Below are 13,816 nucleotides of genomic sequence, written 5' to 3' on the forward strand. Positions count from 1 at the left end.
AACTAAACACAAAAGGGCTTCATCATAACCGGGCCAGTGTTCGCTGCACCGCCCCGGTCTGATATGATCTAAGTACCTTACAAAGAACCTAACAATGTCAATGTACACCTAAACCAGACAAAATTAATGATTTTATATTTGAATCGCGTCTTCAAATTGAGGCGAATAAATACTACTATGAATAATTCATGGCGAATCCTTGCTTTTTTTATCCTTTTTTTTGGGATCTCTTCTGTAAAAGCACAAGAGGTTACGCTGAAATACGAAAATGCACCACTTCAAACTGTTTTTACAGAAATTGAACGTCAAACCAAATACGTATTTTTTAACAACAAGCCCGATATTGAAAATATAAAGGTAACTGTTGACCTGACGAATGTTTCCTTGGCAAAGGCTTTAAATATATTATTGGCCGGAAAGGGGTTGGAATCTACCATATTTGGGAAGACCATAGGGATTAAAAAAATTCCCACTGCTAAAAATGGCACCACGGAAAAAGGAAAAAAGGTAATCATTACAGGAACTGGAAACATTCGGGGTCAGGTTTTGGATGAAAATCAGCTGCCGATGGAGGATGCCTTCGTGGCATTGGATACTACTGCCAGAACGACCTATACCAATAAAAATGGAGATTTTGAATTTCTGGGCATAACACTGCCAGGAACAGTAACCGTATCTAAACCTGGTTTTTTTGACCAGTCTGTCCGTTTTACGGACTCTACTGCTTTAAGGGTATCCTTAAAGAGGGATAAGGAAGGAGGTGTCAATCAATTGGCAGAAGTGAGCATCCAGTCTGCTAACAATGCGATTACCAATCCCAATAAATTTGTAGACCTGACCAACAGGAGTTACATGAACCTTTCGCAGGTTTTGCAGGGTACAGTGCCGGGCTTGACTTTGCAAACCGCAACCTCAACAAACAGGGTAGTAACCAGTGTTGATGTTTTTTTTACCAGATTAAACAATCAGGTATACCAACGGTTTGTTAGAATGTCTTTGGCTGAGTTTACAGCCCTTAGAGGTGCCGAAGAGGCGCAACGCATCATCAACCAACTCCTGGCTGGCCGGCGACTAGACGGCTATATTCTCAATACCACTACAAGGACTTCTACCGTACTTATACCTCAGGTAAGGGGTGCCAATGGCTTTACCGGTTCAACTGATGGAATGCTGGTGGTGATTGACGGTTTTCCGCAGGAAGGTTTTCCGGCCAATTATCCCATGAGCAATGTAGAGTCTGTGGAAGTCATTAAAGATCCCCGGGAATTGATCAAATGGGGAACAAGGGCTACTGCCGGCTTGATCCTGATCAAAACGAAGGTTGCAAAAAAAGGTAAGATCACCGTGAACTACAGTGGCAATTTCAATTACGAACCCGCTCAAAAATTTGACCGGCAAAAGCTTCGCCTCGCCTCTACGCCCGAATATCTGGACTATCTGAAGGAGGCGGATTCTGTTTTTCAAGTCCCTTACACCCCTACCAGTGTGGGATTCACACCGGCACAGCGGCTTTTCGCCCAAAGAAGGCAGGGATTGATTACTCCGGCACAATATGAAAAAACCCTGGATTCGCTTAAAGGTTTAGACAATGAGGCCCAGCTCCAGTCTATGCAGCAAGATCGCTGGGGTCAAAACCACACGCTTGGGCTCTCTGGAGGGGGTAGTATTTATCGCTTCAACCTCCTTGGCAACTATATTACAGAGCAATCTCATGATGTAAAGGCATACAGTAAAACCTTAAACGTTAATTTAAACAATGAATTCAGTCTTTTCAAGAATAAGCTCAATATAAGCTGGTTAATCAATTATTCTAATGAACTGGCAAGAACTGGGACCAGTTTGCCGGCAAATCCGCGTATAGAGCCTTACCAGATGTTGACCAATGATGCAGGTAATTATGTATATGACTACACGGATAACTTTTCTCCCGCCTATAATGATATTCTCTTAAGAAATGGATATTTCAATCATGGGGTTAATATCCTGGAAGATGCAAGAGTAAACAGAAATCTTTCAAGGATGAACAGAAAGAAAACCAACTTTACCTCCAACTGGAACTTTTTACCTGGTTTAACCTGGTCTTCTTCCGTTTTTTATGACGGCTTAAGTAACAAAACCAACCAGGTAAATGGAAAGGAATCCAGTTTCACCAGACAATTGGTGAATTCTTATGGGCAGTATTTTCCTACGGGTGTAAATTTCTACGTTCCTTATGGGGATGTACTGCAAATGAATGATAGGTCAGCTACACAGTTGAATATTCGTTCAGGATTTTCGTATGAGAAAAAATTTGGTAAACATCAAATCAGTATGACTGTGGGAGGGGCAGCATCGAGTTTGGATAATTCACGGCCAAATAACGCCACTATTTATGGCTACAATGAGGAAACTGGGGTTGGAAGCCCAATATTTTTACCTACCCCAAATAATAGAGGGCCGATACAAAACTATTATTCACTTTTGTCAGCGGTTTCCTCGCCAACCGTGTATCCATACAACCTAACTATACCATTGAATGGCGACACTACACAGAGCCGCAACCTTAATGGAAACGCAGGGCTGATATACAAGTTTACAGACCGCTTAACTATTAGTGGAACTTATAATACTATTTTAAATTCGCTGGCAAGCCCAACGGCAGACTACTCGCAATTAACCAACCAGACTGCTGATGTTACAGGTTTGATCTTTAAAAAAATCACCAGATATGTAAAAAATGTATCGCTTTCTGTAGGTTTAAGCCGTGTAAAGATGCCCGATGCACCTGCGGTTTATAACAACACCAGGAGCCAGCAGCCTGTATGGGGTAACTATGCGATCTGGATCAATGGCGCTCAGCCCCTGCAACAGCAAGGACAGTCTTCTACTACAATTTATCAAAAACTGACTTTTGGTTTGCTGGATAGTGCTTTAACTGCTAATGTTGCTTACAACACCCAACGCAGGAACGGCAATCTGCAAACACTTAGTACAACACCGAGTGCGTTGAGTGCTGCGGGCGCAAATATCGTAACCGTACGTTATTTATCTGCCGGGTTGAACGCTTTGTTGCGTAAATCGTTATTGCGCATGCAGTTGAACTATTCAAGGTCTCCTGAGGGTCAATCCCAGTTGAATGGTGGATTTACATATGACATTGCACACGAAAGGTATTTTCGTTCAAAATCGATCAACCTGTTCAATGTTGGTTTTAAAATGGACGACATCAGTTCATATCAGGGCCTAAATATTGTGATGAACACGAATGTCGCATCAAATGGCTCCTACAGTCAGGCCGTTAACAGCAATTATTCGCTACTACCCCCAAGAAATAAAAGTTACGAACTGTATACCACAATGGCCATGGTTAATGATACTTATACCATAGACCTCCGTTATTATAACCGCATTACCTCTGGTCTTAATAACAATACACCATCCCTTGTAGACCCATCTACCGGCTTAAACAGCAGGACAACCTACAGTACAATTTCAAATAAAGGTGTGGAAGCTTTTTTTAGGGTGAGGGTAGTAAATACAAAGGATGTAACGTACCAGGTTACGCTGAACGGAGCTTACAATGAAAATATTGCCAAAAATGTGCCAGATCCGGTTTTCGACGGATCTTCAGGATTTACAACAATGTACAGAAGTGGTTATGACATCTCCAATATCTGGAGTGTGAACTGGGCGGGCTTAAATAACCAGGGTAATCCGCAGATTTATAACGCCAATGGCGTGGCTACAGCAGTCCTGGATACCGCCACAGTGGCTGGTGCAATGGTATACAGTGGAAAAGCCAGGGCACCCTGGACGGGTGGTTTTATCCATGATTTAAGGTATAAAGCTTTCTTTATGCGTACAGCCATCACGTTTAACTTTGGTGCGGTGATGCGTACCTATATTCCATACCCTACCAATGGTGCTGCAGAAACCAGCATCTTAATCAAAGACAGATGGCGTAAACCTGGAGATGAAAACTTCACCGATGTGCCGCGAATGGATGGAGGTAATGGTAGTAATTTAGGTTTCAGATCTTTAGTTACCCAAAATGGAACGAACAGTATTCTTTCAGCAAACAGCATGCGCCTGCAGGAACTGATGATAGGTTGTAACCTGCCAGCTACCCTTGTAAAAAGGTTGGGCATAGAAGGTTGTACCATTGCGCTCTCGGGCCAAAACCTGACTTCCTGGAACATGAACAAGTATCACATAGATCCTACGGTTGTAGACGGAAGGGGTGTTTTAGGTTTACCCATCCCAAAACAATATTCACTAAATATAAATGTCAATTTTTAATACCAATAGCATGAAAAATATTACCTATGGTTTACTGATGTTGATCGTGACAAGCAGCTTTATTTCCTGCAAAAAGTTTCTGGATGTGCTCCCTTCAAGTCAAACAGTGAACCCAACTACCATCAGAGATTTTCAGGAGGTTTTGAACAGTGATTCCCTAAGCAGGAGCCAGTTTTTTACACTGGACCTTATGACGGATGATGTGGATTTCTCGGCTCCACAACTGTTGGTAGCGGAGAACTTTTACCGCCGTACCTATTTGTGGGGGCCGGAGATGTGGTATCCCGCGCAACTGGACGTGATGTACAATTATACGTATTCCAGGATTTTGCAAATGAATGTGATCCTGAGCCGTGTAGAAAGTGCGGTTATTGATGGGCAGAATACCCTTGAAGCAAAAAATACAGTCATCTCACAGGCATTGATTAACCGGGCCTCCTATTACTTGCAATTGGTAAATGCCTACGGGCCTGCTTACGATGCCAATACCGCGGCTACTGATCTTGGGGTACCGCTGGTACTTACTCCCGACTCATATGCAAGTCCCGAAAGGGCCAGGGTGGAAGATATTTATCAGAATATCATCGGTGATTTAAAGAGGGCAGTGGCTAATACTGCTCTGCCTGCAAAAGGAAGAGATGTGATCCATCCGGGTAAGGCGGCAGGTTATGGCTTGCTGGCCAGGGCATATTTGTATCGCAATGACTATACAAACGCTTTGCTTTACGCAGATTCTTCACTGATCCTGGAAAGCAGGTTATTGAATTTGACCACCCAGACTTTCTTCCCGGTTCAGATCCAGGACCTCAGCCTAAATCCGGAAGTTTTACTGGGCAGGATCAGTACTGATGTAGGTTTTGTTTCCTCATTTGCCACCACCTTTATTATTGGACAGTCATTACTGGATAGTCTGGGCGGTACTTTAACTGCAGACCGGCGTTTCAACACCAGGTTTAGTGCCGGAAGGTATTCGACCAGGAATTATAATGGGAATACACAGAACCCACAGGTTATGGCATTTGATGCCAGTATCAGTGTTCCGGAGATGATGTTGATCAAAGCTGAATGTTTAGCCCGCAGTGGCAACTTTCAGGCAGCTGGATTGCTAATCAACCAAATCAGGACCAACAGAATTAGTGGTTTTTCAACTACTTCACGTAACTATACGGCATCGAATATCCTGAGTTATGTACTTGGAGAGCGAAGAAGGGAATTGTGTTTTAAAGGTGGACTGCGTTTGTTTGACCTGAAGCGATTAAATAAGGAACCCTCACGTAGCAAGGTTCTGGTGAGGTTAAATGCTGCAGGGGCAACCCTTGCCACCCTGCCTGTAGGTTCACCTCGCTATTTAGTACCTTTTTCAAGCGCTGTGCTGGCAGCCAATCCCAATATTGTTCAAAATCCGAGGTAGTCAATTATAATTATAAATAAAGTATTATGAGATCAGCAGTAAACAACTGGTATGATAAAAACCTGTTAACCGGCAATGCTATTGCGGCAGGTTTGCACAAAAATATTCTTTTTAGCCTTTTGGTATTGTTTGTCTGCTCTTGTTCAAAAGAGAAGCAGCTGGACCGTGATTTACTGTCGTTAAATGGTGGCGGCACTACATCTTTCGTTCAAACCGGCAACCTGGTTTACCTGAATGGTAATGGATACAGTTTGGACCGGAATTTCATGGGAATGCCCATTATGTTAAGTCAGTCTGCCGGTTCGCAGGATACTGTAACCGCAACGATAGATCCTTCGCTGGTTGCTACCTACAATAGTTTGCATAACGAGCGCAATCCCGTTGTCCCTGTGGGTGCTTTTACGGTATCAAACAATGGTAAATTTCCTGTTGCTGCGGGCGAAAGCCAGTTAAAGGATTCCCTGCATGTTACCTTAGTAAATGGTACTGTATTGGTGGACAGGACCGTTTACCTGGTTCCGGTACGTTTATCCACCAAAGGAAATGCTAAGCTAAGCTCTGAGGTAGTTTATATAAAATACTTCTTTACAATTGCGCAACTCAATGCCCGCATTCAGGGTATTTCGCGCTTTCCTTATATGACCATTGGTGTAGTTCCGGGAGGGATGATGAATGTATTTTGTACCAATACTTGCCCGGATCAATTGAAATTCCGCGTGAGCTTAAATACGATTTTCCCTGTTCATGAAACGGATGTTGAGGCAGCGCTGATGACGGACGCAGAAGTTGATGCGATAATGACTGCCAATAGATATTTTGGTGTGCGAATGTCACGACAGGTTTACGCATTAACAAAAAACCTGGTTAAGGTTCCTGTAACCTCTATGTTGAGTAGGGATAGTTTGGTGGTCTCGTATCCTAATAAAGCGCTGCTCGTAAGTGGTTCGTATAATTTTATGGGGCTTAAGCTGATACAACACACTGGTTCCGATTATGGTGTAGCGCCTTTGGCAGCAGATACGGCTAAGGTATTGGTGAGGATTTTGGTTCAATAGTTACGATAAATAAAATGATGATGACAACTAATCTGTTAACTGGGTGTATGATCGCCGGAGCATTTTGGCTTGGCAGCTGTGCGCAGCCGGTTGTTTCAAATGTATCGCATGCAGTTGAAAATAGAAGAGACAGCAGTTTGCTAAAGGTAGGTGACAAATGTCCGGATGATCTTGTTTTTAGGGATACCAGTGGAAAGGATGTCCGTCTGACCGATTTAAAAGGCAAATATGTTTTTATTGATGTATGGGCATCCTGGTGTGCCCCGTGTCGGGCGCAGCAGCCTTATCTGGCCGCCCTGGAAGAAAAAATGAAGGGCAAGGCGATCACCTTTGTCGGCATTTCAACCGATACCTATGATTTTAGATGGAAAGGTGCCATGCAAGGGGCAAAGATGAAAGGACACCAATGGATATTGAAAGATCTGGTATTTAACTACAGATTTGATGTCAGAGGAATTCCAAGGTATATTTTGCTGGACAAACAGAGCCGTATTGTTGATTTGAGATTAGTTAAGCCTCAGGATCCCCAGTTGGAAGTACAACTCAATAAATTAAAGGGCATATAACATATGACATTAGTTTCCCAAATAAAAGCCCTGATGACCGCTGTTGCTTTTGCTACTGTGGTGTATGTTCCAGCGCGGGCAGTTAGTAAGCCGAATGATAAAACGGCTGAGCTCCATCCAACGGAGAGTGAACAGGCCGCTTGCAGATTGGTGGTGAAAATGCTAGGCACCGATAACTATAAAAAAGTTGCATTGGATGACTCTTTATCTGTGTTGGTTTTTGAAAGATACCTGAAAGGCATGGATCAGAATCGGAGTTATCTGATGGCAAGTGATGTTGCCGGTTTCATTCCGTACAAAACCCATTTTGATGAAGACCTTAGGGATGGTAATCTCAGTGCTGCATTTGCGATGTACAATACTTATAAGATACGGTATGAAGAAAGGTTTCAGTATGCCATAAAACAATTGTTGAACAATTTCAATTTTAGTGTGAGGGAGATTTATACACCTGACCACAGGAAACTGCCTTTTATACGGACACAGGCTGAAATGGACAAGCTTTGGCGCCAGCGGGTTAAATATGACCTGTTGGAGCTTCAGCTGGCGAAACCGGATTTGCTGAAGAATAAAGAAATCCTTAGAAAAAGATACCAAGCCCTCTTAAATCAATCTGCTAGAACCTCAAGCCAGGATGTTTTCCAGTTATTTATGACTGCCTTTACCGCCTCTGTTGATCCGCATGTGGCCTATTTTACACCCTTTAACAGTGCTCAATTTAGTATTGAGGCATCCAGGGCTTTAGAGGGAATTGGTGCAGCACTGGCATTGGAGAATGAATTTGTAACCATTAAGACCATTACTGCGGGTGGGCCAGCTTATAAAACAAGGATGATCAATCCTGACGATCGGATACTTGCGATTGCACAGGGAAAGGATGGTGAATTCCAGGACATTTTTGGATGGAGATTAGATGATGCGATTGCCTTGATCCGCGGGCCTAAAGGAACCACTGTAAAGTTGAAGCTGCTGGCGAAAGGGAAAACCACTGCTGATGCAGCGCAGATTGTTGAGGTGCTGAGAGATAAGATCATATTAGAAGACCAGTCGGCTAAGCAAGAGGTCCGCAGCTATAAAGTAAATGGCAGGGACCTTAAAATTGGCGTGATCAGTATACCAGGTTTTTATATGGATTATGCCGCTGCGCAAAGGAGGGAAAGTAATTATAAAAGCACTACAAGAGATGTAAAGCTATTATTGGATACTTTAAAACAGAAAATGGTGGACGGAATTATGATAGACTTGCGCGGCAATGGCGGCGGATCATTGAATGAAGTGATTTCCCTGACAGGACTTTTTATCCATTCAGGCCCGGTGGTACAGGTAAAGGATTTGAGCCAGAAAATTCAGGTTTATGAAGACAGAGACACTTCAGTTTATTACAATGGCCCTTTGGCGGTGTTGGTAGACCGAAGGAGCGCATCGGCATCGGAGATTTTTGCGGCTGCAATACAAGATTATGGACGTGGGCTTATTTTAGGTTCGCAAACGTATGGTAAAGGCACTGTGCAGGCGCAGGTAAACCTGGACCGTGATTTACCGGGATTAACAGGATTACGGGTTAGTGCTCCCGGTGTGGCAAAAACACAGGACAAACTTGGCCAGCTTAATGTTACAACGGGCAAGTTCTACCGCATTACCGGTAGTTCAACCCAACATAAGGGCGTTAGTCCGGATATAGAAATGCAGTCATTTATTGCAACTTCAAAATATGGTGAAGACAATGAACCATCAGCCCTGCCCTGGGATACCATCAGAAAAAGTGAATATGTTAAATTGGGTTCATTGGATATGATTATGCCTGTACTAACCAATATGTATAAGACACGTAACCAGCGAAGCCAGGCTTACAAGGCGTATGGTGAGATGATCGGCTTTTACCAGGAACACGAATTTATAACCACTGTGCCACTAAATGTGAAGGAATTTAAATTGATGCGTGATCAGAATGCTGCGGCAACATTAGCGCAAAGCAACAAACTTCGGACGGCCATTGGACTGCCAGTTTTAAAGGCAGGGGAAATCCGGACTAAAACGGATGACCTGGATTTTATGAAGTTGGAGGCTGGTAGGATCCTGACAGATTTTATCTTTTTAAATACAAATAGAACACGATGAAAGCATGAAAAAAATTATAACGTGTATGCTGGCAGCATTGCCATTTTTAGGGATAGCACAGCAAAATTATACAATTAAAGTCTACCTGAAAAACGTTAGTCCACAAGCTAAAGCCTATCTAAATTATATGCTAAATAAGGAGATCAGACAGGATTCGGCAACTTTGGTTGGTAAAACATTTACTTTTAAAGGTACCCAGGCGGAGCAGATGAAGGCCTATGTATTGTTGAGCCCCACTGGTGCACCAATTAAAAGTCTGGATGGGCAGGATAAGGTAGCGGTTTACCTTGAAAATGGAACGGTAACCGTTAAGGGGACAGATTCATTGACGCATGCTACTGTAGGAGGGACGAAACTTAATGATGAGCAGCAGCAGCTTGTCAATCTTTTGGAGCCTTTTAAAGTCTCAACTAAATTAATGGTAGCTGATTATGACAATGCTAAGGGCAATCCAAGTGAGCAGACAAAAATCAAAACTGAATATTTAGCGCTGGAAAAGAAGAACAAGGAAGCGATTGTTTTTTTTGTTAAAAGCCATTCTAATTCCTTAGTGAGCTTGAACCTGCTGCTTACAGCAGTTGATCCTATAAAGGATATGGTTAACGCGCGGAGCCTTTTTGCTAGTTTAACCGCAGAATTACAGAATTCTAAAAATGGGCTGGTTTACAAGGATGCGCTTACAGAAGCCAAATCTATTGAATTAGGTAGCCTGGCCCCAGACTTCACATTGAAAAATACCAGGGACGAGAACATTTCACTGGCTTCCTACAGAGGGAAATATGTCCTTGTAGACTTTTGGGCAAGCTGGTGCATTCCCTGCCGAAAACTAAATCCTGGTTTGGTGGCATGTTTTGAAACTTTTAAGGACAAGAACTTTACCATTTTGGGCGTATCTCTTGATGGAGGGAAGGATGGTAAAAAACAATGGATGGAAGCGATTGCTAAAGATGGCCTGAAATGGGAGCAGGTTTCTGAATTGCAAGCCTGGCAGAGTGCGGTGGCCCGGCTTTATAAAGTCAATGCCATCCCCGCTAATTTTTTAATTGACCCTACAGGTAAAATCATTGCACGCGACATAGATGGCGATGCGCTTACAGAGCAATTGAAGGACATTTTGTAATAACATATGCCTGCTTATATTCTTGCATAGGGAGGCATTTTTACTGATACATACAAATAGAAACAGATCATGATGAATATGAAAAAAGCAATAATTGCATTGATGGCGACAATACCTTGTTTTGCTGCGGCGCAACAACAATACACCATTAACGGTACAGTTGCAAATGTAAAGTTACCGGCTATCGCTTTTGTTGCTTATAAGGAGAATGATAAAATGCAGTTTGACTCCGCGGTGGTGCAGCCAAACGGAAAATTTGTGCTAAAAGGCACTGTGTCCAGGCCGATGAAAGCAGTGGTTATGCTTGGACAAAATGGTAAACATGTAAATACAGGGCCTTCTCAGGACAAAATGGATGTTTATCTTGAAAGCGGAAACACCATAATATCTACACCCGATTCGTTGTTCAGGGCAAAATTGGATGGTACACCTTTAAACAAGATTCAGCAGGAATTGGTCTCATTATTAGCTCCTTTTAAGAAAACAGAGCTGCAATTATTTGCGGATTTTAAAAAAGCGCAAGGCAATATGGAGGAACAGTTGCGGCTGGAAGATCAATTTCAGACTATGCGAAAATCCCGGATAAAGGTTCAGGAAGACTTTATCAAGAGTCATTCTACTTCTTTGGTAAGTATTAACCTACTACAATCTTCCTTCAATCCAGATCAGGATTCTGAAAAAGCAGCGGCTTTGTTTAATAGTCTAAGTCCAACGCTTCGTGCTACTGCAGAAGGAAAAATTTATTCGGGCTTGATCGATAAGGCGAACGCTTTGACTGTTGGGCATATTGCACCTGATTTTACGCTGAAAAATACCAAAGATGAGGATGTCAGCCTGACTTCGTTCAGGGGCAGATATGTTCTGGTTGATTTTTGGGCCAGCTGGTGTGGCCCTTGCAGGAGAGAAAATCCGAATGTGGTAAAAGCATATGAAAAATATAAAGCTAAAAACTTTACTATCCTTGGTGTCTCATTAGATACAGGTGATGATGCAAAAGAAAAATGGATGGAAGCGATTAATAAAGATGGCCTGGTTTGGGAACAAGTATCTGACCTAAGAGGTTGGGATAATTATGCTGCAAGGCTTTACCATATTGAAGCGATCCCTGCAAATTTTTTGTTAGATCCTACAGGAAACATTATAGGCAAAAACTTATACGGTAAGGAACTTGAAGCCAAACTTGAGGCGATACTTTTATAAGAATGCTTAGTTAAACCAAATACAATGAAAAAAATTATTTTTACAATAATTGCAGGACTTCCTTTTGCGGCCCTGGCACAACAAGAATTTACCATTAGCGGAAGCATCGGTAACGTGAAACTTCCGGCCACAGCCTATGTAGTTTATCAGCAATCTGCAAAGATGCACTATGATTCTGCCACAGTACAACATGATGGCCGGTTTAATATTAAAGGCACTGTTAAGGTGCCTACTAAAGCATTTGTAATGGTTGCCCAAAGCGGCGAGAAATTATTTTCAAAGCCGGCACCTGATCAGATTGGCATTTACCTTGAGAAGGGGACAATTGAATTTGCAACTCCAGATTCAATGTTCAAAGCAAAGATTGGAGGGACTCCCCTGAATAACGATCAGCAGGAACTGAGGGATATGCTAGCACCTTTTACCAAAAGAGGAAAGGAACTTGAGCTTGCCTCAAAGAAAGCCGAAGGTCATGTTGAAGAAAAGGCAAAGATTCAGAAATTGTACGAAAGTGTTGCTGCTTCTCAGAAAGGGATTCAGGAACAGTTTATTAGAAGCCATACCGGTTCTATAGTTAGTCTTGGTTTGTTACGAATGTCTTTTAATCCAGAGCAGGACTCTGAAAAGGCCAAGAGTTTATTTAATGGTTTAAGTGCTGAACTTAAGGATTCTAAAGAGGGTAAATCTTACTTGTCTGCAATAGAAAAGGCAGGTGCTTTAATGATAGGGAATATTGGGCCGGATTTTGTGATGAAGAATGTAAAAGGCGAGGATGTAAGTTTAGCCTCCTTTAAAGGAAAATATGTACTCCTTGATTTTTGGGCGAGCTGGTGCGGTCCCTGCAGGCAAGAGAACCCAACTGTAGTTAAGGCATACGAAAAATATAAAGCCAGCAAGTTTACTATCCTCGGTGTTTCATTAGATAGCGGAGAAAATGGTAAAAAGAACTGGATGGATGCGATTGCAAAAGATGGCCTTACCTGGGAACAAGTTTGTGATTTGAAAGGCTGGGGGAACGTTGCCGCGCAACTCTATCATGTTAATGCAGTGCCGACTAACTTTCTGTTGGATCCGACCGGAAAAATTATCGGAAAGAATTTACGTGGCGACGAGCTTAATGCAAAACTTGCCGCTATACTTAAATAAGGGATGATGAAATACGTTTATCTGCTTCTGGCAGTGCTCTTTTCTTTACAATTCGCCGTTTCTGCACAAACGGTGAAGGAGGATACTTATGTTGATTACAACGAACTGCTTGATCGTGTGTTGATAAATCTCAAGAAAACGCAATCAGAAAAAGCTTTTGTTGGATCTGCAGAATTGAGGAACCAAACACTCGCTCTAGCCCCTGATTCGAAGGCTGCTATAAAATCATTGCCGAAGCCTGGTAAAAAAGAGCTTAAAGGGTCACAGCTTTTTAAAGCCAGAAAAGACGGGGTATTAATGATTTGTAAATATTTCAAGGCTGAGGAAGGGAAACCAGAAAGAATTCAGCTATATGCTACCGCTACGGCTATCACTGCAGATGGCGTATGTGTGTCTAACTGGCATGTTTTTATGAATTTTATCAGCTTTAAGGCAAATTTGCCACCTGCTGACAGTCTTACTTTTGTGGTGAATTTAAAAGGTGATATTTATCCGATTGAAAAGATTTTGGCCTACAATCAAAATGCTGATGCTGCCGTATTTAAAATAAACACGGGAAATGATGAATTAAAACCCATTCCCCTGGGATCGGATCTTGAGGTAGGTGAAAGTGTTCATACGATTACCAATCCCGAGAATTATCTATATTATTACAGCAAAGGTGTTGTGGCACGGAATACTGCTGATCATAAAATAGGGCCGATGGGCGACCGGATGGAAATTACGGCTGACTATGCAAAGGGTTCTAGCGGAGGACCTATCCTGGACGACCGGGGAAATATGGTTGGAATGGTATCTACCACGCATTCTATTTATGCCCAAAACCAACCACAGGGTAATTTACAGATGGTCATAAAAACAACTATACCCGTGCGGTCAATTCGCAGTTTAATCCAGCTTCAATAAGGTACTGACAATTATT

9 protein-coding genes are annotated in these 13,816 nt (G+C 42.5%); all 9 read left to right on the forward strand.

Annotation, left to right across the window (positions count from 1 at the left end; all coding sequences use genetic code 11):
* The first annotated feature begins 177 nt into the window (after window positions 1-177).
* The 9 genes from LPB86_RS06150 (at window position 178) to LPB86_RS06190 (ending at window position 13,800) form a co-directional block, all read left to right on the forward strand.
* On the forward strand, window positions 178-4,278 hold the full coding sequence (locus LPB86_RS06150; protein ID WP_230641861.1) for a SusC/RagA family TonB-linked outer membrane protein: 4,101 nt from the start codon (window positions 178-180) through the stop codon (window positions 4,276-4,278).
* A gap of 10 nt (window positions 4,279-4,288) precedes the next feature.
* Entirely contained in the window at window positions 4,289-5,689 is a 1,401-nt protein-coding gene (locus LPB86_RS06155) for a RagB/SusD family nutrient uptake outer membrane protein (protein WP_230641862.1), read from the forward strand.
* 26 nt (window positions 5,690-5,715) lie between these two features.
* Window positions 5,716-6,744: a DUF1735 domain-containing protein gene (locus LPB86_RS06160; RefSeq protein WP_230641863.1), complete on the forward strand. Its 1,029-nt coding sequence runs from the start codon at window positions 5,716-5,718 to the stop codon at window positions 6,742-6,744.
* 14 nt (window positions 6,745-6,758) lie between these two features.
* Window positions 6,759-7,310 carry a TlpA disulfide reductase family protein gene (locus LPB86_RS06165; protein ID WP_230641864.1) on the forward strand — a complete coding sequence of 184 codons (552 nt, stop codon included), beginning with the start codon at window positions 6,759-6,761 and terminating at the stop codon, window positions 7,308-7,310.
* A gap of 3 nt (window positions 7,311-7,313) precedes the next feature.
* Complete coding sequence (locus tag LPB86_RS06170; protein ID WP_230641865.1) at window positions 7,314-9,428, forward strand: carboxy terminal-processing peptidase; 2,115 nt, start codon at window positions 7,314-7,316, stop codon at window positions 9,426-9,428.
* Window positions 9,429-9,432: 4 nt separating this feature from the next.
* Window positions 9,433-10,548: a TlpA disulfide reductase family protein gene (locus tag LPB86_RS06175; RefSeq protein WP_230641866.1), complete on the forward strand. Its 1,116-nt coding sequence runs from the start codon at window positions 9,433-9,435 to the stop codon at window positions 10,546-10,548.
* 78 nt (window positions 10,549-10,626) lie between these two features.
* Window positions 10,627-11,748 (forward strand): AhpC/TSA family protein, encoded by a 1,122-nt coding sequence (locus LPB86_RS06180; RefSeq protein WP_230641867.1) that lies wholly within the window; start codon window positions 10,627-10,629, stop codon window positions 11,746-11,748.
* 24 nt (window positions 11,749-11,772) lie between these two features.
* Window positions 11,773-12,894 carry a TlpA disulfide reductase family protein gene (locus tag LPB86_RS06185; protein ID WP_230641868.1) on the forward strand — a complete coding sequence of 374 codons (1,122 nt, stop codon included), beginning with the start codon at window positions 11,773-11,775 and terminating at the stop codon, window positions 12,892-12,894.
* A gap of 3 nt (window positions 12,895-12,897) precedes the next feature.
* Window positions 12,898-13,800 (forward strand): serine protease, encoded by a 903-nt coding sequence (locus tag LPB86_RS06190; protein WP_230641869.1) that lies wholly within the window; start codon window positions 12,898-12,900, stop codon window positions 13,798-13,800.
* The last annotated feature ends 16 nt before the right edge of the window (window positions 13,801-13,816 follow it).

This window comes from Pedobacter sp. MC2016-14 (assembly GCF_020991475.1).
In the GTDB taxonomy this organism is placed as follows: Bacteria; Bacteroidota; Bacteroidia; order Sphingobacteriales; family Sphingobacteriaceae; genus Pedobacter.

What these genes read in the sequence shown, in the direction of transcription:
- LPB86_RS06150 (WP_230641861.1), top strand. Translation starts at nt 178, where the DNA reads ATGAATAATTCATGGCGAATCCTTGCTTTTTTTATCCTTTTTTTTGGG.
- LPB86_RS06155 (WP_230641862.1), top strand. Translation starts at nt 4,289, where the DNA reads ATGAAAAATATTACCTATGGTTTACTGATGTTGATCGTGACAAGCAGC.
- LPB86_RS06160 (WP_230641863.1), top strand. Translation starts at nt 5,716, where the DNA reads ATGAGATCAGCAGTAAACAACTGGTATGATAAAAACCTGTTAACCGGC.
- LPB86_RS06165 (WP_230641864.1), top strand. Translation starts at nt 6,759, where the DNA reads ATGATGATGACAACTAATCTGTTAACTGGGTGTATGATCGCCGGAGCA.
- LPB86_RS06170 (WP_230641865.1), top strand. Translation starts at nt 7,314, where the DNA reads ATGACATTAGTTTCCCAAATAAAAGCCCTGATGACCGCTGTTGCTTTT.
- LPB86_RS06175 (WP_230641866.1), top strand. Translation starts at nt 9,433, where the DNA reads ATGAAAAAAATTATAACGTGTATGCTGGCAGCATTGCCATTTTTAGGG.
- LPB86_RS06180 (WP_230641867.1), top strand. Translation starts at nt 10,627, where the DNA reads ATGAAAAAAGCAATAATTGCATTGATGGCGACAATACCTTGTTTTGCT.
- LPB86_RS06185 (WP_230641868.1), top strand. Translation starts at nt 11,773, where the DNA reads ATGAAAAAAATTATTTTTACAATAATTGCAGGACTTCCTTTTGCGGCC.
- LPB86_RS06190 (WP_230641869.1), top strand. Translation starts at nt 12,898, where the DNA reads ATGATGAAATACGTTTATCTGCTTCTGGCAGTGCTCTTTTCTTTACAA.